This is a genomic window from Paenibacillus sp. J22R56, assembly GCF_056269375.1.
The window spans coordinates 143,848-164,752 of the sequence record NZ_JBWDNV010000011.1 but is presented as its reverse complement, the minus strand read 5'-3'; the positions used below and the strand labels follow the sequence as shown (position 1 = coordinate 164,752).

Below are 20,905 nucleotides of genomic sequence, written 5' to 3'. Positions count from 1 at the left end.
TTATTTATGAAATTTGTCGCAAAGTATCATCAGCTCCAGCTGCATCGTGCACACGAATAGGCATCCGCCGCATAAGATGGATGAGGATGAATGCCTAATCTGTCATACGAAGGAGTCTGACAAAAGCGCATGAGCAGCTATACTTATAGGTATATCGAAGGGAAAGGCAGCAATAACGTTGTTAGTAACTGCGGCTGCGGCGGCACTCGCATGTTTATGCCACCACCAGGGCCAGGGCCAGGACCAGGACCAGGACCAGGGCCAGGGCCAGGGCCAGGACCAGGGCCAGGACCGGGGCCAGGGCCAGGACCGGGGCCAGGACCAGGGCCGGGGCCAGGACCGGGGCCAGGACCGGGGCCAGGACCGGGGCCATTCCCGCCAGGGCCGGGGCCATTCCCGCCAGGGCCGGGGCCATTCCCGCCAGGGCCGGGGCCGTTCCCGCCAGGGCCATTCCCGCCAGGGCCGTTCCCGCCATTTCCGCCATTCCCTCCGTTCCCTCCGTTCCCTCCGTTCCCTCCGTTCCCTCCAGGCCCAGGGCCAGCGTTTGTAACGGTAGTTATTAACGGCGGACGTTTCTTCCCGAATGTAACTAATTCCTACAGAGTACCATTCCGGTTTGGAATGACGATTCGAAATGCCCTACAAGCAACCGGCGTCGTACGTTTCGGATTCAATGGCCAAATCGCTTCTGTCAGCGGCATTCCACTTGGTGGACCAATTCAGGCTTTATTGCGCTTGAATGGCCGTGTGATCCCGCAGAACTTCCTGAATGCCCAAGTACAGAGGTTTGATACCGTCTCTCTCGAGCTGATTTTTAATTTAACAGGCCGCTCCGAGGATGAGCTTTCGCAAGACCTGACCGACATTGCACATTTGAACATTGCTGATCACTTTATAGAATAAACCAAACCGAGCAGTAAGGTCGAAACGACCTTACTGCTCGGTTTGATCACGGCATTCCCGCTGAAAGGTTGAAAAGCACTTTACAGTTGCCAGCACGCCTTTTTATTCCTGCTTATGAGTTGGTTCTCTGCAGCTTAAGACCCTTTAGGGACCTTAAATGCTTTATTATTGACTCTTCGTTATGAGTTAGGGCCCTTTAGGGGCCTTAACTCTCGTAAGCAAAGCTGTCGGATGCCAAATATAAACTGTTTTTCGACCAATAAGGCACTTTGGGGACGTTAAGTGCTCCATTATCAGCTCTGCATGGATAGTTAAGGCCCTTTAGGGACCTTAACTCCTGACACCCCAGTAAGTAGTAGGAGAAACAATCTACAAATAGCATGAAGAACAGAAAAAGAAAGGCCATTCCATCAAACCGGAAATGGCCCTTCTTTTTATCTGCACAGCTCTGAATCAGGGTTATTTCTTTTCCTTTTCCTCTTCCTGCTTGATCGCTTTCCCTTTACCGCTGATCAGCTTAAGCTGATCGTTCTCGTAACCAACATCGTAGGTTACTTGATATTTGCTCAGCCTGTATTCCCCGTCTAAACGTTCATCAACGGATATAATTGCCGTTACAATTGCTTCATCATCACCTTCTTTGGTGACATGAATGTTGTCAATGACCACATTCCGAGTCATCATGTACCCTTGACGGAATGACTCGTAGCTCGTGCCAAGCTTCCAATTGCCGCCGAGCAAGGAGTAAGCATATACATAGTCAGCGTTATTTAGACTATCGTAGAAGTGGGTAACCAAATATTCCGCATACTCCGTAATCGAAGCATCCTGTTTGACCGCACTATCTTCCTCTTCCGGCTTCCATTCGGGGAGCGTCTTCATTGGATTTTTCGACCATGCCTCAGCTAGATCAAGTACGTTTACGATCGGAATACTAAATCCAATTGAGCTTTCCTCAATTCCGGCCGAATTGATACCAAGCACTTCACCCGTCTTCTTATCGACGAGTGGTCCACCACTATTGCCCGGCGCAATTGGCGCTGAGATCTGGTACAAATCCTTATAGGTGTATGGCTTGATCTCAAAGCTCCTGCCCAAACCACTTACCATACCCGTGGTAACTGTATTCTGAAAGCCTAGTGGGCTGCCTATCGCAATAACTTCATCACCAATCTCAGCCTTTTCCTTCCTCACCATAACAAGCGGCTCTACACCAGCTAATCCGGGCACACGAACTACCGCTACATCCGTCTCCGTGCTGATGCCAATGACATCACCCTCAAGCTCCCGGGCATCTGCCGTCTTTACCGTAACCTTACTCTCTCCCGCGACAACATGAGCATTCGTAATAAGGTCGCCTTTATCGTTATAGACGAAACCTGAGCCTTGCGTTCCGTCCTTTGTTTCAATCATTACAACCAGCTTTTGTGTTGCGTAAATAATATCCTTCAGTGATTTTGGCGCTCCTGCATTGGCATCTGCAAGCAGTGGCAATCCACTTAACTGCTTAGGCACCTCGGTGTGGATGAAAATAGCTGCTCCCGCTCCCACACATAGAACTACCAACGACGTGATGAGGCTAATCCATGTTCCTTTTTTCATGATTATTTCCCCTACCTAATCCAAATACCATGTCATATGATCAATGGCCACTGTTGCATTCTCATCCTGCACATGATGTACAACGAAGGTAAAGCTGAACGTCTCTCCAGCTTCAATATAAGATGGAGTCGCATCCACCTTCCCGGTTGTAATCACATTTCCTTTTGAATCATGAACCGTATATTCAATCGAAACGGAGTAGATCGGCCGAGTTGCCGCGTTAAGCAGTTCCCCTGTCACATTAAAGTCGCCGAAAGCATCAAGCTCCGCATTAATATGCTTCACTTTTACAGCTGCTGTCTGATTAAGCAGATCCTCTTCCGCCGCCATCTGCATCGCCTGTTCAATCCGTTGCTGCTCCGCCTGCTCGAAGTTTTTCTTCTCCACGACAATTTGGTCATACAGCTTTGTGAGCTTCTCATTGTCTGACGCGTAGATCAACCCTTTTTGCGCTGCTGTAATCGCCGCTGTAAAATTCTTCTTCTTCCGCAGTGAATCCGCTTCTGCATAGCTAAGATCAGCAATCTTTGCCTCAATCTTTTTCCGCAATGCCAGCGCCTCATCACCAGTCAAACTTTTCACCTGATTGTATTCCCTTGCAAGGTCATCAATGTTCTCCATAGTCTCGAACTCGGCAGATACCTGAAGAACCGTTACCCGAGTAGTCAAATTATCCACTTCTTCCCGCACGTTGCCAAAAACCGCTTCTTCCCGGCTGCGCAGCTTTGACTTCACTTGCTCAAGCAAGGTGGATGCCTCGTCTAAATCATCGCTATTCAGCCTTTGCTCGACTTCCGTAATCGAACGGTTCAGCGATAAAGCCTCTTCCACAATCTTCAGATCCGCCTGTACAGGCTTAAAATCAGGACGGGCATCTGCTGCTTTATTCAGCTGTTTGAACGCATCTTCATACTTGCCTGCAAGCGCCTCCTGCCTTGCTGATTCCTGCCAATTCAGTACACGGTCATTTAATCTTGCTTCATATAAATAATAGGACAACAGCAACGCTGCAATACCAATGAATAACACGAGGGGAATAAGTCCAACTAGTTTACCTGCAGGTCGTTCAGGCAGTTGCTTCGTTTCGAGAGCAGGGCCGGCCTGATCCTTCGCCATATCCCATTCATCAAGTGCCGCTGCCTGCGCCTCAGTACCATGCTGTATATTTCGTTTTTCAGGCTCGAGCAGCCTGCCGCATCTGCTGCAGTATACGGCATCCGCATCATGCTCCCTAACGCAATGATGGCAATACAATTTCATTCTCCTCCAGATTCATCTCATATATCTCTTATCTATTCTATATGAAATAATAAATGATCTCCATTTTTCCTTTCTGGAAAATAAAAAAAGTTTCTCCAACTCTTTTCAGCACAAAAAAAGCCGGTCCTACTTTCGCAGGATCCAGCTTATAACCACTTATTCCATTTTACTCTCTACCCCAATTGGTACCATATACATGCCCGTACGCTCATCCTTATGAATGGTAACTTCGATCCCATAAATCTCCTTCATTGTACATTCCGTCACTGCTCCGTATTCAGCTGCGAATTAGTTCCAGCAGCTCCAGACACGCTGATTCTCCAAACTCCCCCCTCGTCCTTTCGTTGGATTTCATCCAACGAATCGATCTTAGACAGTGTACGGCTGCAGGTTATGTTGGATTCCATCCAGTAACTTTCGCCCATCATGAGCTGTTCGTCCGAATGTGCTGATTCCGCTGGATGGAATCCAATGCAGCTTAGTTGCTTGGCTCGGATGCTCCATTCTGTTGGATAAAGTACATTCTGGCAGCTGCTAACAGAACAGAGAAGGAGTCCAGTAAAATTAAAAACGCTGCTATGCTGTGAAGAGGTTTCTCCTGCACAGCATAGCAGCGTTTTTTTGTTACTCTCAGCCTAGACGCTCTCGCATATATTTACGGATTTCCTCGCTAAGATCTTCCCGCTCCAATGCGAAATCGATGGTAGCCTTCACGAAGCCTAGCTTATCCCCCACATCATGACGCTTGCCGGTAAAGCGATGCGCCAGAATTGGAGAAATATGATTAAGCCGCTGCAAACTGTCTGTCAGTTGAATTTCACCTGCTTTACCAGGCTTTGCATGTTCCAGAAGTTCGAAGATTGCCGGATCCAGCACGTACCGCCCGACTACTGCCCAGTTGGAAGGCGCCTGTCCTGGTGCTGGTTTTTCGATCAGATCACGAATTCTTGATGGATCGGTTTCGTCGAAAGCAGCAATCCCGTATTTATGCGTCTGATCCCAAGGCACTTCCATCATCGCAACAACGGAAGAGCCCGTTTCTTCATATTGAGCAATCATTTGCTGCAGGCAAGGAGGCTCGGAACGCAGGATGTCATCACCAAGCAGCACCGCAAACGGCTCATCTCCGATGAAACGCCGCGCACAAAGAACCGCATGTCCAAGTCCGAGCGGCTCCTTCTGACGGACATAATAAATATCAGCCAGATGGGAGATATCCCGGACAATGGTAAGCATCTCTTCATTGCCGCGTTCCTCCAGCTCCTTCTCCAGCTCATAGGATTTGTCAAAATGATCCTCGATCGCACGCTTATGACGGCCGCTTACGATAATGATGCTGTCTATGCCAGACTGAACCGCTTCTTCAACGATATATTGAATAGCCGGCTTATCGATAATCGGCAGCATTTCCTTTGGCTGTGCCTTCGTTGCGGGCAGGAACCGCGTACCTAGACCGCCCGCAGGAATGATTGCTTTTCGTACCTGCTGCGTGGCCTTCTGTTGTACCATCCTGATCACCCTCTCTATATAAGCAGTTTAACCTACTTGTACCTCTGGCTGAAGAGGCAGACGTACTACAAATACCGTCCCCTGCTCCACATCCTCTATGTCGATCGTTCCGCCGTGGATGTCGATAATTTTTTTTACAATAGACAAGCCTAGCCCGCTTCCACCCTCTGTGCGATCCCGTGACGGATCAACCTTATAGAATCGCTCGAAGACTCGTTCCCGCTCCTCCTCTGGAATACCACTGCCAGAATCAGCGATTCGGACGACGGCATGACCATTCTCCTCTGACAGCTGGAACGAAATCTTGCCTTCCTCCGGCGTAAATTTGATGCTGTTGGTAAGCAGATTAATCCACACCTGATTGAGCTGATCCTCATCCGCCTTAATAACCGTTTCCTCCATTAAGAGCTCAACAGTCAGACGTTTCGCAAGCCAGGAAGGTTCGGAGGACAGTACAACGTCTTGGAGCTGTCGGTCCAGCCGGTAGGAAGCCGGTTCATACGGATGCTGCTCGGAGTCAAGGGAAGCAAGCTTGAGCAGGTTTTCACTAAGACGGGATAAACGGCTGCTTTCCTGTTTAATAATACCAACATACCGATTCCGGTCTGATTCGGTCAACTCTTCGCTGCGAAGCGCTTCCGCAAATCCGCCGATCGAGGTGAGAGGCGATTGAATTTCATGCGATACATTGGATACAAAGTCACGACGCATCGTCTCCAGCTGCGACAAGCTGTAAGCCATCTTGTTAATACTGTCTGCCAGCTCTCCCAGCTCATTACGGTGAGACATAGGGAGCTGCACACTAAAGTCACCTTTGGCAATGCGGGTAGTTGCAGCCGTCATCATTTTGAGCGGCTTCACAAGGTAACGGGCAGCTAACAGAATTAAGATACAGCCAACTACAAGCAGTGTAATTAGGATCGTAAACGTATTCCGCTGGAAGCTCTTAAACTGCCGCACATGGTCGGGTGCAATAAACACCGCCCATTCCGTATTCCCAAACTGTGCAAGACGTCCAAATGCCGGCGGCGATGATGGACCGGTTCGATGCTCGTCCGCAAAGTCGACCTTCTGTGTCTGACCGTCGAACACACTGGTTAGCGTCTTCCAGCTCAAATGATTCACAATGGACCGGCTTGTCCGGCCGACTTGAATGACCAGTCCATTCTTATTCACCGCTACAATAGACATCTCTTGAAGGCTCGACACCTGTTCTAGAAAGGCAGGCAGAGAGCGCGGCGGCGAACCATTGTACAGCTTCTCCAGCCGGGTAATCATCATCTCTTCCATTCCGAACTGCCCCTGAAGATCACGCCGAAAAAACTGATTAGCCGTAAAATAGGCAATACTTATACTTACTAATACGATGACCAGAAATGTCACCGCTATTCGCACATACAAGCTGCGAATCATGCATGCTCCTCCAATCGGTAGCCCAGACCGCGAATCGTCACGATACGGAAGCCGAAAGCTTCTTCTGGGAACCGTTCACGAAGCCGTTTGATATGTACATCAACTGTACGCTCGTCCCCTTCGTAGTTCATCCCCCACAATTGCTCGATTAAATGCTCCCTTGTGAAGGTTTTACCCGGATAGCTTGCGAGCTTAAACAACAGTTCGAATTCCCTCGGCGGCAGCAAAATCTTCTCTCCGTTCGCCACCAGCTGGAAGTCTGAGCGGTTCATCAACAAGCCGCCAAGCTCAACGATTTGAGAAGAAGCGATGCGGTAGCGCTTAAGCAGCGCTTTTACCCGAACAATCAGCTCCGGCGGATCAAACGGCTTGACGACATAATCATCAGCACCAAGCTCAAACCCTTTTACCTTATGAGCCGTCTCTCCCTTGGCTGTCAGCATGAGCAGCGGCATGTCGAAGGACTCGCGCAGGACGGAGCATAACGCCCAGCCATCCATCTTGGGCATCATAACATCAATGACAGCAAGGTCCGGCTTCACTGCCTCCAGAAGGGTAAGCGCATCTTCCCCATTAGCCGCCTCAATAACTTCATAACCTTCCCTGCGTAAAAATAAGCTAACCAATTCCCTTATATTTGGATCGTCATCTACGACTAGTATTTTCGGCATTTCAAGCACCTCCTGTACACTCTCTTTCTACAATAATACATCTAGATGAAAATAAGATGAACTGTGTTGACAAAGTTTACAGATTATAATAATTTTAAACTAGAAATATGATTCACCATATAGGACGGAGGAAAACATTATGCATAAAACAGTAATTATCGGTACCGGCCCTGCCGGCTTAACGGCGGCGATCTATCTGGCGCGCGCTAATATGGAACCACTCGTTATTGAAGGCTGGCAGCCAGGTGGTCAGCTTACTACAACAACGGAGATCGAGAACTTCCCAGGCTTCCCTGAAGGTATTCTTGGCAGCGAATTGATGTCCAACATGCGCAAACAAGCGCAGCGCTTTGGCGCAACCTTCCGCAATGGCTCGGTTAAGAGCGTAGACTTCAGCAAACGCCCTTACACACTTGATGTAGAAGGCATTGGCGAGATTCAAGCGGAATCCGTTATTATTTCGACAGGCGCATCTGCTAAATATCTTGGTATTCCAGGCGAGCAAGAAAACATCGGACGTGGCGTCAGCACTTGCGCAACTTGCGACGGCTTCTTCTTCCGTAATAAAAAACTCATTATCGTTGGCGGCGGCGACTCTGCCATGGAAGAAGCAGTGTTCCTGACTCGCTTCGCTTCTGAAGTAACGATCGTTAACCGTCGTGACGAGCTTCGTGCATCGAAAATCATGCAGGACCGCGCTCGTGCGAATGAGAAAATCAACTGGAACCTGAACAAAACTCCACTTGAAGTTGTTCCAGGCGAAATGGGTCTGAAAGGCCTGAAAGTACGCAACAACGCAACTGGTGAAGAAGAATTCGTAGAAGCAGACGGCTTGTTCGTAACGATCGGCCACACGCCTAACACGAAATTCCTCGGCGGCCAAATCGACACGGATGAGCAAGGCTACATTATCGTGAAGCCTGGCACTTCGGAGACAAACATTCCAGGCGTATTCGCTTGCGGCGACGTGCAAGACCGTCAATACCGTCAAGCGATTACAGCAGCAGGCAGCGGCTGTATGGCAGCTCTTGATGCAGAGCGTTTCCTTGAAGCGCAAAGCCATGACGCGGTACATGCTTAAGAAATAATTTTAATTGCCTGTGGTAGATTGTAGTCCCCCATAGTATAATGGGAGAAGTTTGATTAAACGATAATTTAAAGGCAATGCTACCTACAAAGGTACAACCTCGCTGATTTATTAGCAGGTTGTGCCTTTTTCTGTTTTTTACCCATTATTCGATTGGAGTGATCCTCATTTATGCTGCTGGAAGCGATCTATCACAGACCAAAACAAAACTGGGCTTATGCTTATAACGAAACTACACTACATATCCGGATCCGTACAAAACGTTATGATGCAGAGCGTGTGGAACTCATTGCCGGTGATAAATACAACTGGAGCGGAACGTTGACAATCGTAGAGATGACCGTGCTCTCATCCGATGCATTATTCGATTATTGGGAAGCAGTTATAGAGCCTCCCTTCCGCCGTCTGCGTTACGCCTTCCGCCTGACTGGCAGCGAGGGAGAAGTTTATTTTACGGAAAGCGGCTTCCCTGCTGAGCTGCCGGATAACCCTAATACATTTTTTGATTTTCCATATATCAATAAGGTGGATGTATTCGCTCCCCCGGCTTGGGTGAAGGACGCAGTGTTTTATCAGATCTTCCCGGAACGGTTCGCCAATGGCGATCCCTCGCTTAATCCGGCGAAAACAGAAGCTTGGGGCGGCAAGCCAACTCCTACGAACTTCTTCGGCGGTGATCTGCAGGGTGTTCTTGATCATCTTGACCATCTGGTGGAGCTTGGTATTAATGCTGTCTATTTCACACCGCTGTTCGAAGCGACAACTAATCATAAATATGATACCGAGAACTATATGCAGGTAGACCGTCATTTTGGGACGAACGAGAAGCTGAAAGAGCTTGTGCAGGCTTGTCATAAGCGTGGGATCCGCGTGCTGCTCGATGCGGTATTTAATCATGCGGGCCGGACGTTCCCACCGTTTGTGGATGCGCTGAAAAATGGCGAAAAGTCCGTATACGCAAATTGGTTCCATGTGCGGGAATGGCCGCTTCAGGTAGTAGACGGTATTCCGACTTATGAGACCTTCGCTTTCGAGCCTATGATGCCAAAGCTGAACACGGAGAACCCTGATGTAAAAGCCTATTTATTCAATGTTGCCCGGTATTGGATTGAGAAAATCGGTGTCGACGGCTGGCGGCTGGATGTGGCTAATGAGGTGGATCACCAGTTCTGGCGCGAATTCCGCCAAGCTGTGAAACAAGTGAATCCTGAGGCTTATATCTTGGGAGAGATCTGGCATGATGCCATGATGTGGCTGGAGGGCGATCAATTCGACTCGGTGATGAACTATCCATTCACAAATGCGGTACTCGACTTCTTTGGGCATCAGACGATTGATGCGAAGGCGTTCGCCGATGCGATTGGCCGGCAGCTTGCCGCTTATCCGCAGCAGGTGACGGAAACGGCGTTCAACCTACTGGACAGTCATGATACGCCGCGGCTTCTCACGATTTGTGGCGAAGAGATAGATGCGATGAAGCTGGCGGTTCTGTTCCAGCTGACCTATCCGGGAGTGCCGTGTATATATTACGGCGATGAAGTAGGCATGAACGGCGAGGGGGATCCCGACTGCCGGAAATGTATGGTGTGGGAGCCGGAGCAGCAGAACCTCGAGCTGCTCGCATTCTACAAGCAGGCACTTGCGCTTCGGCGCGAGCACGCCGCTCTGCGGAGCAGCGACATCCGCTTCCTGCAGGCAGCGGATGGTGAAGATGGCGGCGTGATCGTGTACGAACGCCGCGATGGGGCTGAGCGCATCCTCGTCGCGATGAATGCGCGAGGACGCGAGGCTGTTGCCGCCGTGCCAGCCGGCGGCGTTTGGGTGTCGCTGCTGGATGAGCAGCAGCGGCTTGAGCCGGTGGCCGGGAAGCTGCTGCTCCCGGGCTACGGCTATGGGATTTGGAAGCAGCTAAATTAATGCAAAAAGACGGATGCAGCATGACTGCTCCGTCTTTTTGCATTAATTTAATCCTACACCTATTCAATCACCATTCCGCGAATGAGCCGTCATCATAAGCAAGCCGTGGTGTATCCCAATCGCCTCCGAAGCTGCGCTCGATCAGCGCTTCTTCGTTTATTTCAATGCCAAGTCCCGGTCCTTGTGGAATCGCAACATGACCGTCGATCACCTCAAAGGACTGCTTTAAGTAACCTTCACCTAGGTCCCACTTCTCCGCCATGGACGGATGCTCTTGAATGAGGAAGTTCGGCGTACAAGCATCAAGCTGCAGACAAGCTGCAAGCGAGATCGGTCCAAGCGGATTATGTGGAGCGATGGAAGCATAGTGAGTTTCCGCCATTGCCGCGATTTTGCGGCCTTCGAAGATGCCTCCGGCATGGCATAGGTCGGGCTGCACGATAGCAACAGCACCTTTCTCAAGTGCCTCGCGGAAGCCCCAGCGCGTGAACAGACGCTCACCGGTTGCAATCGGAATACTCGTCGATTGAGCGACTCGCAGCAACTGGTCCACGTTTTCCGGCAGACACGGCTCCTCGATAAACATCGGATAATAAGGCTCCAGTGCGGCGGCCAAACGGATAGCCATCGTTGGGCTGACGCGCCCATGGAAGTCGATTGCAATATCGACGCCGCTGCCAACCGCCTCGCGTGCGGCCGCGAACTTGTTCACCTGGCTCTCCACGAAAGCCAGCGAATCAACATTGCGGACAGGTGCGTCTACACCGGTCTTTATGGCATCAAAACCCGCAGCCACTCTCTGCTTCGCGTTCGCAGCAAATTCCTCCGGCGTTGCACCACCGCAGTGGCAGTACATGCGGATCTTATCGCGGACACGCCCACCCAGCATTTCGTAAACAGGCATGTTGTAGAACTTGCCCTTAATATCCCAGAGCGCCTGCTCAATGCCGCTAATCGCACTGACGAGAACCGGGCCGCCGCGGTAGAACGTGCCGCGGTACATGATTTGCCAGTGATGCTCAATACGCAGTGGATCTTCGCCGATCAGATAGCGCTTCAGCTCTTCAATAGCTGTCGCAACCGTCAAAGCGCGGCCTTCTACGATTGGCTCACCCCATCCGGAGATCCCTTCGTCGGTCTCAATCTTCAGGAACAGCCAGCGAGGCTTAACATGGTAAAGCTTCATATCCGTTATTTTCACGATTAGGACTCCTTTACTTCGCTATACTTGGCTTCAGCCGATTAGTGCGCTATCCTTTCTCCGCCCATACCGGGAGAAGAGCACCGCCATCCATATAAAGTGTCGTTCCCGTTATATAACCCGCGCTGTCCGAAGCGAGGAATACTGCAGCTGCTCCGACCTCTTCCGGCGTGCAGAATCGTCCCATAGGAATGCGGGAAGAAATATTCTCGATTGCCTTTTGGACGCGTTCATTGCCTTCGGTCCTGCTGTTCCTCGTGTAGCCGGGAGCGATCCCGACGACCCGAATACCGTGAGGCGCGAGATCAAGTGCCATATTTTTCGCCAGCTTGTTCACTCCAGCCTTCGCCGCCGCGTACACCGTTGAATTTGACCAATTGCCTTCTGCATGATTCGAACTAATATGAATAATTACACCACGTTTGCCCTGTTTGACCATCAGGCGCGCCGCATGCTGCGAACAGAAATATAAACCACGCAGATCGGTATGCATAACCTCTTCAAACAGCTCTGGTGTAGTCTCCAGGAAAGGCTGCATTCGCGTAATACCCGAGTTGTTCACGAGCACGTCGAGCCCACCAAACCTGCTCTCCACCTGTTCAATCAGCGAAGCGATCTGAGCCAGATCGGCGATGTTCGCTTGAACCGCTTCCGCCCTCACGCCATAGGTCAGCAGCTGCCGGACGACTTCCTCCGCCTGTTCAGCGCTTTTATTGTAATTGACGCACACATCATATCCTGCTTTGGCAAATTCATGTGCAATCCCTGTACCTATCCCACGTCCGGAGCCTGTTACTAAAACAATTTTACGTTCCAAGCGATCCCCTACCCTTTCAGCCCTGTGAAAGAAACACCTTTCTCAATCAGTTTCTGACAGGACGTAATAATGAGCATAAGTGGTATTGTAGCGATGACGAGACTTGACATAATTACGTTGGAGCCTAAGCTTCGCCGCTGCTGGAAGTCATTCAGTGCAACGGTAAAGGTCCATACATTCTGTGTCCGCGCAATGACAAGCGGCCATAGAAATTCGTTCCATACCGCGATAAACGTCATAACGGCAACAACAGTGAAGATCGGCGCTGACATCGGCACAACAATACGATAGAAGATCCTCATTTCACTCGCCCCGTCAATCCGACCCGCCTGCAGAAGCTCGTTTGGCAGCTGCTCAAAAAATCCTTTGAATAAGAAGATAACAATCCCCCAAGCGGTATGCGGTAAAATAATCCCCCAAAGCGTGTTGACCAGATGCAGCTTATCCATCGTTAGATAAAGCGGTACGAGAATGGCAATCTCGGGAATCATAATTGTTGCGACGAAGAAAAGCGTAAGCCAACCGCTTGTTCTGCTTCGCAAAAGATGCGCCAGAGCATAACCCGCCGTGCCTCCGATAATAAGCTGAAGGATAATCGTTGCACCAGTGACAAGGACACTGTTGAGCAAGAAGTGAGGGAAGCCGAACGATGCGGTATTCGACTTACTGTCCGAACTGCCGGACATTTCCCACAGTACGATGTAGTTATCGAACAGACGCTTCCAGTCGTTTACTTCATCGATGGTTTGCACCTTGCCCTTAACCACCTTGGACTCGGACAGCCATTTTAGTGCATTAGCCGCCTGCTCCGGCAGCTCTGCAGGAATCGCCGTTTCGCCGCTGTACTTGCCGCCTTCGCCCTTGAAGTCAAAGGTCGTATACTTGTTGTCTCGAATCTTCTGCAGCTTATTTTTCATCGTGGCATGGGTTGCGACCATCGTAGGGACAATCTCGGAGCGTCCCACCGTAAACTTGTAGGAAGGCATGGATGCTTTATAGACCACGACACCGTCTTTAACACCTGTAACCTTCATCGCACCAACCGCTTCATTTTGCATTCGTTTCCATGTGAACCAGATCGCTTCCATCGCATCAAGCTCGTAATCTTCCTTCTTCAAATCCGTGCCGTCATAATTCAGCGTTATACTGACCGACTTTGGCACCTCCGGAACCCATGTCGGCGGAAACTTGTAGATGGTGATGTTGTCTTTCATTGAGGAGCTGACCATCCAGAACAGCGGCACGATTGAAGCCAGGATAAAAAATAGGGCAACCGAATAAGAAACGATTTTGACCGACATTGAACCTTTCTCCTTAATACGTCCGCGTCCAGCCATGAAATGCTCCTTCCTGCTTAGCAAAGTTCTAAAGAGCGATTAATCCTTGTTCGATAATTTGATTTGCAAATAAGTAATGACTGCAATAATGACAAACATTACAAACGAGATCGAGCCTGCCACCCCAAAGCGGAACTCCTTAAAGGAGCTGTTAAAAACAAGCATGGAGAGTGTTTTTGTGCTGCTGGCCGGGCCGCCGCCTGTCATGATATACATAGGGTCGAAGGTTAAGAAGACGCCGCAAATAAACGAAATAAATTGTATGCCGATAACGAATTTGAGGCTTGGGAACACGATGGAGCGCATCCGGCGCCAAGGTCCGGCACCGTCGATTTTCGCCGCTTCGATGTTCTCGCTCGGAATACCCTGCAGCGCGGAATAGTAGATCAGCATCCCCATTCCCGTTGCAAATACGCCTGGCAGCACGATCGACCACTTGGCCATGGAAGGATCATTCAGCCAGCCATACGGGCCAAGTCCGATGAAATGGAGCAGGTAGTTCAATAAGCCGTAATCCGGATTATAGAGCCACTTCCACAACAGGTAGCCGGCAACTGCGGGAACCGCCGTTGGCAGCAGATACAAGGACCGCAGAGTCTTGCTCGCGAACTTAATCTCATTGAGGAGCACCGCCTGTACAATCGGCACCCAGAACGTGAGAATGAAATAGATAAAGAAGAACACAAATGTATTTCGGAGTGCATTCCAGAACTCGGTCGAATGGATTAAATACTTATAGTTATCCAGCCAGACGAAATTGCCCGGCGGGTTGATGACCTTGTAATCGAAGAAGCTCATATACACGGCTTGAAGAAGCGGGTAGTACTTGAACAACAGGAAACATACAATAGCAGGAGTCAAGAAAAGGACTGCTGTCCAAGAGATCTTAAACCGAGGTTTAACCCGCACTTGCACCTGAGGCTTCCGGCCTTCTATAGCTGCTTTCAACGTTGTGACGCCTCCTTTCCAAATAGCAGGCGGAGCAGTTCACGGCGTCTTCATGCCCGTTAATCAACTCCGCCTTTCTTCAAGCCTCTTATTTCTTCACAGCTGCGTTATACGCATCGATAACTTCTTTTTGCGCTGCATCCTGCGCTTCCTGGAGTAGCTGCTTCGGATCGGATTTCTCGTCTGTAAGCGCCTTTTGAACCGCTTTAACGACATATGGAGTGAGACGTTCTTTCAAGAAGTACTCCAGATGCGTGTCGGAAGCTGCTTTGTTCACGGCCTCTACAAGCTCAGGCGAAATGTCTTTTGCAAACTGAGAAGGATCGACGTCAGAGCGAACAGACAGCAGGTTCGGGAAGATCCCGTTGTCTTGCTGGAACTGAAGGTACTTCTCAGCCACTTCTTTGGAGTTAATGTACGTGATGTATTGCCAAGCTGCGTCTTGCTTCTCTTTGGATGTCTTCGGATTAATGATCCAGTAAGAGCCGCCGATTTGTCCTGGGCCTTTGCCACCTGGACCTACCGGATATGGCGCAAAACCAACGTCGTTCAAGTCCATCCCTTGTGCTACATAATCGCCGAACCCGCCGGAAGCTGCATTGGACATCGCTGCGCGGCTTTGGAAAATATCATTCATGTTATCCTGGTAGCTTTGGAGAACGTTGTTTTGTACGATTTTGTGCACCCATTTCAGATCTTTATAGAATTGCAGTGCGGTCACAGAAGGCTCTTCCGTAAATGCCAATTGAACCGTACCGTCCGCATTGACATGTGTCAGGTCGCCGCCTGCTTGCCATACATAATATTCAAACCACCAGTCAGCCCATTCCATGCCAAGCAGCGTAATTCCGTATTGCTTCTTACCTGTATCCGTCAGCTTTTTGCCGAATTCAACCAGCTGATCCCAGTTCGCCGGAGGCGTATCACGATCAAGTCCTGCTTCTTCGAACATCTTTTTGTTCCAGAACAGTCCTGTTACATACATATCGTGGGGAATGCCATATACTTTGCCATCAATTGTGCCTGCTTCCATCGAGGAAGGAATGAATTTATCTTTGTCTGCATAGCTGTCCCAGTAAGGCGACAGGTCAAGCGCAAGACCTTGGCCTACCCAGTCCGCAATGATTGGAAAGTGAGCCGAATGGTAAGCATCCGGGCCATTGCCGCCTGCCATCGCGGTTACGAATACTTCACGGTCATTTGTACCTTGCGGCATCAATTCGTGCTTTACTTTAATGTTTGGATTTGCGGTTTCGAAATCTGCATAAACCTCTTCTTTAATTGATTTCATCGTGTCGTCCGGATTCGGCTGATCCCATACTGTAATTTCGACGGTACCGCCGCTTGAGGCTGTATTATCTGCCGTTGCCTCCGCATTATCTGCCCCGTTGTTTGTTGCCGCATTCGTGCTGGAAGAGTCATTCGTCGGTTCAGAAGTGTTTGTCGTGTTGTTATTACCCCCACTGCAAGCTGATGCCATTAGCATTAAGACAAGAACAATTGCCAAACTTGACCAAGTCCTAAACCGCTGTTTGTTCTTCAATTGAATGCCCTCCTCGAATGGATATCGCATTTACAAATCCAGTATAGTTCTAAAATGACAGCGCTTTCTATGTAATATCTTAACCTCCTATTAGGAATATTTTAAGCAGCTTTAGAATCAGGGCTCTCCTAAAAAGAATTGTCACCTTAACAGCCATATTCAGGCTGTTTGTGATGATTCTTACATCGAAAGCATTCACTTTAAAAGGAAAACAGATGAAGATCTCGAATACAATCGTAATAAGCTGATGCTTTCGAAGTATGAATCATCATGATGCCTATTAAGAGGCCATTGCGGTGATAATTCATTGCAGGGGGTTGCTTGCTCCATGTGGTCTCGATTCCTCAACCTGAACATGCAGTTCCGCAATAAAATGATTCTTTCCTTCTTCATCGTCATCAGCCTTACAGCACTCATTATGGGTTACTCCTATTACCGCATGATGAGCCGCGAGCTCGAAGCTTCCACGCTGCAGGGTCTTGAGAAGATGACCACGCAGTCAGTCGATACGCTGGATCTTCATTTCAAGACGATCTCCAATATTGGCTACAGCTATTTCAGTGATACATCCCTGCAGAAGTTTCTGGATGGTCCCCCCAATACCGACAATGAACAGTATTATCGCAATCGGCTTATCTTTAATAAACTACAAAATCCTCTCGTTTCGTTCATATCCATAACCCGCCTGGACGGTCAGCAAATTTCCAGCTACTACTATTACAACCGGAACGTCAAATCCCTTCTGGATGAGGAGCAGGCAAACCTGTTCGATATAGCGCTCCGGATGGAAGGCTCCCCCTTTTGGACCGTCTCGCACACGACCATCAGTACAACCGTTACTCCGGTCAAATCAATCAGCTATATACAACTGCTCAAGCGCATTACGATGAATGAGCAGCACCCGATCGGCTACATCAAGATCGATATCGACCCCGGCGTGCTGGACAAAATTTTTCCGGTGCCGCAGAAGAGCGACGCCAGCAAGTACTATATCGCGGACCACTCCGGCCATATTATTTTTGCGCAGAACAAGGAAGATATCGGCAAGTCCATTGCGCGCAGCCCGTTGTTCGCGGCTTACAAGAAGGCGCCAAGATCAAGCGACTACGTGAACTTCCGATACGAGAACCGAAACAAAACCTATATCGGCTTCTACGAACGGCTCAGTGCCGGCGAATGGATCGTGATTGGCAACATTCCGCTCGATCAAGTGCTAAGCAAGGTAAACTCCTTCCGCCATACGCTTATCATTATCGCCATGATCAGCTTTCTTGCCGCGATGCTGATCGCTTCGCTGATTGCCGCGGGCGTTACCCGCCCGCTGAAAGAGTTGAACAAAAAGATGAAGCAGGTTGAAATGGGTGATTTCGGGGCTACGATCGAGGTAAAAGGCAGAGACGAGCTGTCCACCATCCAGCATAGCTTTAATAAGATGACCGCTGAAATCAGCTCGCTGATCTCCAAAGTGTATGAGACAGAGCTGCTGAAGAAAGAAGCCGAAATTAAAGCACTGCAAACGCAGATTAACCCGCATTTTCTCTACAATACGTTAAGCACGATCGACAGTATTTCATCGATTGACGGGGACGAGCGAGTCTCTTTTATTTGTATCGCACTCGGAAGCATGCTCCGCTACAACTTGAACGGCGGCAGTCTTGCAACGGTCCAGGAAGAGATTACGCACCTTAATCAATATTTGTCCATCTATCAAATCAGGTTCGCTAATCAGTTCGCTTACGAGATTGAAGTGGAGCCAGGCATTGAGGACATCATTATTCCGAAGTTTCTCATTCAGCCTTTGGTTGAGAATGCCATCATTCATGGCTTGGAGCAAAAAGTCGGTAAAAAGACAGTTCGTGTCACGCTTGGCAGTGTGGATGAATTCACTTTGAAATTCATGATTGAGGATAACGGGGTTGGTATGGACCCTGCCATGATTGAGCTTTTTCACCGCAAATTGAGCAATCCGAACGATATCGTATCCAGGCAATCATCGCCAAGAACCATGATCGGATTAGCGAATGTATTCAAACGCATTCAATTGTACTATGAAAGCGACCCGCGGGTAGAAATATACAGTCAGCCAGGTGCAGGCACAAAGATTTATTTCGAGCTGCCGAAGCGGACTGCATGAGGGGATGAATCGGTTGAAGGTACTTATTGTGGAAGACGAACCGCTGCTGCGGGAAGGTTTAATTCGCAAAATCGATTGGAAGACGCTTGGCCTTACGCTTGCCGGAGAAGCTGGCGACGGGTTTGAAGCGATGTCTCAACTGGTCCACTGCCAGCCAGATATCGTCCTTACGGATGTGAGAATGCCCGGTATGGATGGACTCCAGTTCATTAACCAGGGCCGGGTCCTCTTCCCGAATGTGAAATTCGTGATCATTAGCGGCTTCAATGAATTCGAATATGTACGCGAAGCACTGCTATATCATGTGAAAGACTACTTGCTGAAGCCAATCGACAAAGAAAAGCTGCATGTGCTGCTTATCGGCTTGGTGGAGGAACTGCGGGCAGAGCGGCAGCAGGAAGCGGATCTTTCCAAGCTGAATGCACTGGACGAAATGATCCGCCAGAGCCATTTGCAGCCGCTCGATTTTCAGCTTACACATCTAATCTCGGAGCAGGACTCTCACCTCGACGGACTCCCCTTCGAGCTCGTTCGAAGCTGCACCTTCGCAGGAGTATCCGTACGGATCGTCTATCGTAATGAGACTTCCCGCTTTAAGGAGAACGAAGAGCCGCTTGCCCGGTTCGCTGTCCAGAATAGTATTGAGAATGCGCTCGCTGCGCTCCCGATTGAAGTCATTGCGTTCAAACATGCTTACCACTCGGAGGAGATTGTTGTATTCCTCGCTTCTCGAAAGAGCACTCTCGATCTCGATATCATTATAGAAACGTTAACGCAGACAGTCAGCTGGATTCGCCAGCATCTCGGGCTTATCGTATCCATTGGTGTCGGTGGTGTGAAGGAAGAATTGACACTGCTTAGACTCTCCTGTATGGAGGCGAGAAAGGCACTTCAGAACCGGCTGCTATTCGGGGGCGGCAACGTCTACACGGATACGGTCAACCATTCACCCGCAGGGGTGGTATTTCCACTGCTTAACCAAGCGGAGCGTGGTTTAACTGCTTTACTGGATGCTGGGCAGCACCGCGAGTTTCTCGATTATGCCGGCCAGCTGTTCCATACCCTCGCGGAGTCGCCTGACGCACGGTATGAGCACGTGGAATATCTATACACCGAGATCATTCATATCCTCCGCAAACATGCCGCCAAGACGGCCTTCGAGCTGCCGAACTGGAATCTCGGTACGCCTATCGCGAGCTTTGAAAGCTTTACAGACTGGCGCGAAATTATTGTGATTATCGAGCAGCAGCTCGAGCGGCTGAGCAGCGTACTCGACAGCGGCGCCGAGCGCTCCTGCGACGATATTATTGTAAGTGTACAGCAGTATGTGCAGCAGCATTACAACGAAGACCTGTCCCTGCAATGGGTCAGCGAAAAGTACTATATCCATCCTAATTATTTCTCGAAACGGTTTAAGAACATTGTTGGCATCAGCTACAACGATTATGTCACGCGGGTGCGTATCGAACGGTCGAAGGAGCTGCTCCGGACGACGACGCTGAAGATCGCGCGCATCTCGCAGCTAGTCGGATACGAGGATCAAGGCTACTTCTGCAACGTTTTCAAAAAAGTAACAGGCGTTAGTCCGTCGACGTACCGGATTTGAATCGTAAGTATTCAAATCCGTTCTTTTGAGCGGATACGTATCAGGGTGATAACCGATTGAATAAGCAGCATTAGCAGAATGCCGCTAAGAAATGAGTAGAAGTTAATATAGATCGTATTTGTATATTGATTTAACCAACCGAATTCATTAATTTGGCCGTCAATTTGTTCCTTGATTCGTGAGGCATTATCTATTTGAAGCAAGATCGATACCGCCAAAAATGCGAGCAGCATGAGAGGAATCCCTATCCCCTTTCGGCGCTCCAGATATCGCTCACGGTGTACGATAAGAGCAATCCCTATTAATAGAAGCAGATACGCAGGTAACTCAATAAACCACAAAACAATCGCGGGATTCCCATTGCCCGAGATGCCTTTGCCTGGCTCCATTTCAATCGTAAACAGGTTCACGAGAAAGATGAGAATCAGGTTGATGAACAGAACAACCAACGTTGCGATCCTGAGTGATTTTGTATTCACCTTACCTCCCCCTCCCACAAATATATCCATGTTTTTATTATGCCATAGATAATTAGTTTACCGCATTTTTTCACTATTCAATCTCTGCACACTGATTGAATTTCACCAATCTATATAAATCTCGCATGTCTATACTAGTCCGCACTACCACATCTCCAAGTCCCCTTCCCCTCACAGACTGTATTTTGCAAACGTAATGATGCGCCAGGCCTACTAACTAAAAGCTACATTGGATATTATCCAGCAGAATCAGCTCATTGGAGGCGAATAAGCCAAAGTTGGCGTTAGTTATTAGATGGAATCCAACATAGCCCACACGTTCTGCATTCAATTAAAGTTAGATTGGATGTAATCCAACCTCCCGCAGCTTCCTCCCACTCAGTTCGATCATTAGGGGAGTTCTCCTCAAACTAAAAAACCAGCCCTCTAAGAGGGCTGGTCAGTAACTATTTCAATATGACACTGCTTGCTCCGGTCA

General features: G+C 49.2%; 16 protein-coding genes. 5 read left to right on the top strand and 11 right to left on the bottom strand.

Translation table 11 applies throughout. From position 1 onward, the window contains the following. Window positions 1–129: 129 nt before the first annotated feature. Window positions 130–903 (top strand): hypothetical protein, encoded by a 774-nt coding sequence (locus AC0YNT_RS25355; protein WP_475807105.1) that lies wholly within the window; start codon window positions 130–132, stop codon window positions 901–903. Between the two features lie 459 nt (window positions 904–1,362). Here AC0YNT_RS25355 and AC0YNT_RS25350 read toward each other — a convergent pair whose 3' ends face one another. The 5 genes from AC0YNT_RS25350 to AC0YNT_RS25330 form a co-directional block, all read right to left on the bottom strand. Continuing rightward, window positions 1,363–2,505, bottom strand: a complete 1,143-nt coding sequence (locus AC0YNT_RS25350) for a S1C family serine protease (protein WP_475807104.1) — start codon at window positions 2,503–2,505, stop codon at window positions 1,363–1,365. Window positions 2,506–2,520: 15 nt separating this feature from the next. Further along, window positions 2,521–3,765 carry an FxLYD domain-containing protein gene (locus AC0YNT_RS25345; protein WP_475807103.1) on the bottom strand — a complete coding sequence of 415 codons (1,245 nt, stop codon included), beginning with the start codon at window positions 3,763–3,765 and terminating at the stop codon, window positions 2,521–2,523. A gap of 630 nt (window positions 3,766–4,395) precedes the next feature. Further along, a complete protein-coding gene (gene galU / locus AC0YNT_RS25340; RefSeq protein WP_475807102.1) occupies window positions 4,396–5,274 on the bottom strand; it encodes a UTP--glucose-1-phosphate uridylyltransferase GalU in 879 nt (292 codons plus the stop codon). 27 nt (window positions 5,275–5,301) lie between these two features. Further along, window positions 5,302–6,687, bottom strand: a complete 1,386-nt coding sequence (locus tag AC0YNT_RS25335; RefSeq protein ID WP_475807101.1) for a sensor histidine kinase — start codon at window positions 6,685–6,687, stop codon at window positions 5,302–5,304. Beyond that, the gene (locus AC0YNT_RS25330) at window positions 6,684–7,358 is read right to left on the bottom strand and encodes a response regulator transcription factor (RefSeq protein WP_475807100.1); all 675 of its coding nucleotides are present in this window, start codon (window positions 7,356–7,358) and stop codon (window positions 6,684–6,686) included. The genes AC0YNT_RS25335 and AC0YNT_RS25330 overlap by 4 nt, the downstream gene beginning before the upstream one ends. 139 nt (window positions 7,359–7,497) lie before the next feature. Here AC0YNT_RS25330 and trxB point away from each other — a divergent pair, with 139 nt between their 5' ends. Then, on the top strand, window positions 7,498–8,439 hold the full coding sequence (gene trxB / locus AC0YNT_RS25325) for a thioredoxin-disulfide reductase (RefSeq protein WP_441894222.1): 942 nt from the start codon (window positions 7,498–7,500) through the stop codon (window positions 8,437–8,439). A gap of 177 nt (window positions 8,440–8,616) precedes the next feature. Continuing rightward, window positions 8,617–10,362, top strand: coding sequence for an alpha-glycosidase (locus tag AC0YNT_RS25320; protein WP_475807099.1), 1,746 nt, complete (start codon window positions 8,617–8,619; stop codon window positions 10,360–10,362). Between the two features lie 67 nt (window positions 10,363–10,429). On the opposite strand, the gene dgoD is transcribed toward AC0YNT_RS25320, so the two are convergent. The 5 genes from dgoD to AC0YNT_RS25295 form a co-directional block, all read right to left on the bottom strand. Next, window positions 10,430–11,563: a galactonate dehydratase gene (gene dgoD / locus AC0YNT_RS25315; protein ID WP_475807098.1), complete on the bottom strand. Its 1,134-nt coding sequence runs from the start codon at window positions 11,561–11,563 to the stop codon at window positions 10,430–10,432. 49 nt (window positions 11,564–11,612) lie between these two features. Continuing rightward, window positions 11,613–12,380, bottom strand: coding sequence for an SDR family NAD(P)-dependent oxidoreductase (locus AC0YNT_RS25310; protein ID WP_475807097.1), 768 nt, complete (start codon window positions 12,378–12,380; stop codon window positions 11,613–11,615). Window positions 12,381–12,388: 8 nt separating this feature from the next. Then, window positions 12,389–13,717: a carbohydrate ABC transporter permease gene (locus tag AC0YNT_RS25305; protein ID WP_475807096.1), complete on the bottom strand. Its 1,329-nt coding sequence runs from the start codon at window positions 13,715–13,717 to the stop codon at window positions 12,389–12,391. Between the two features lie 39 nt (window positions 13,718–13,756). Continuing rightward, window positions 13,757–14,665 (bottom strand): carbohydrate ABC transporter permease, encoded by a 909-nt coding sequence (locus AC0YNT_RS25300; RefSeq protein ID WP_475807095.1) that lies wholly within the window; start codon window positions 14,663–14,665, stop codon window positions 13,757–13,759. 88 nt (window positions 14,666–14,753) lie between these two features. Beyond that, on the bottom strand, window positions 14,754–16,208 hold the full coding sequence (locus AC0YNT_RS25295) for an extracellular solute-binding protein (RefSeq protein WP_475807094.1): 1,455 nt from the start codon (window positions 16,206–16,208) through the stop codon (window positions 14,754–14,756). Window positions 16,209–16,536: 328 nt separating this feature from the next. Between AC0YNT_RS25295 and AC0YNT_RS25290 the strand changes: the two genes are divergently transcribed. Further along, window positions 16,537–18,342 (top strand): sensor histidine kinase, encoded by a 1,806-nt coding sequence (locus tag AC0YNT_RS25290; protein WP_475807093.1) that lies wholly within the window; start codon window positions 16,537–16,539, stop codon window positions 18,340–18,342. A gap of 13 nt (window positions 18,343–18,355) precedes the next feature. Continuing rightward, entirely contained in the window at window positions 18,356–19,948 is a 1,593-nt protein-coding gene (locus AC0YNT_RS25285; protein WP_475807092.1) for a response regulator, read from the top strand. Between the two features lie 11 nt (window positions 19,949–19,959). Here AC0YNT_RS25285 and AC0YNT_RS25280 read toward each other — a convergent pair whose 3' ends face one another. After that, window positions 19,960–20,427, bottom strand: a complete 468-nt coding sequence (locus tag AC0YNT_RS25280) for a hypothetical protein (protein WP_475807091.1) — start codon at window positions 20,425–20,427, stop codon at window positions 19,960–19,962. Window positions 20,428–20,905: the final 478 nt, after the last annotated feature.

What these genes read in the sequence shown, in the direction of transcription:
- AC0YNT_RS25355 (WP_475807105.1), top strand. Translation starts at nt 130, where the DNA reads ATGAGCAGCTATACTTATAGGTATATCGAAGGGAAAGGCAGCAATAAC.
- AC0YNT_RS25350 (WP_475807104.1), bottom strand. Translation starts at nt 2,505, where the DNA reads ATGAAAAAAGGAACATGGATTAGCCTCATCACGTCGTTGGTAGTTCTA.
- AC0YNT_RS25345 (WP_475807103.1), bottom strand. Translation starts at nt 3,765, where the DNA reads ATGAAATTGTATTGCCATCATTGCGTTAGGGAGCATGATGCGGATGCC.
- galU (WP_475807102.1), bottom strand. Translation starts at nt 5,274, where the DNA reads ATGGTACAACAGAAGGCCACGCAGCAGGTACGAAAAGCAATCATTCCT.
- AC0YNT_RS25335 (WP_475807101.1), bottom strand. Translation starts at nt 6,687, where the DNA reads ATGATTCGCAGCTTGTATGTGCGAATAGCGGTGACATTTCTGGTCATC.
- AC0YNT_RS25330 (WP_475807100.1), bottom strand. Translation starts at nt 7,358, where the DNA reads ATGCCGAAAATACTAGTCGTAGATGACGATCCAAATATAAGGGAATTG.
- trxB (WP_441894222.1), top strand. Translation starts at nt 7,498, where the DNA reads ATGCATAAAACAGTAATTATCGGTACCGGCCCTGCCGGCTTAACGGCG.
- AC0YNT_RS25320 (WP_475807099.1), top strand. Translation starts at nt 8,617, where the DNA reads ATGCTGCTGGAAGCGATCTATCACAGACCAAAACAAAACTGGGCTTAT.
- AC0YNT_RS25305 (WP_475807096.1), bottom strand. Translation starts at nt 13,717, where the DNA reads ATGGCTGGACGCGGACGTATTAAGGAGAAAGGTTCAATGTCGGTCAAA.
- AC0YNT_RS25290 (WP_475807093.1), top strand. Translation starts at nt 16,537, where the DNA reads ATGTGGTCTCGATTCCTCAACCTGAACATGCAGTTCCGCAATAAAATG.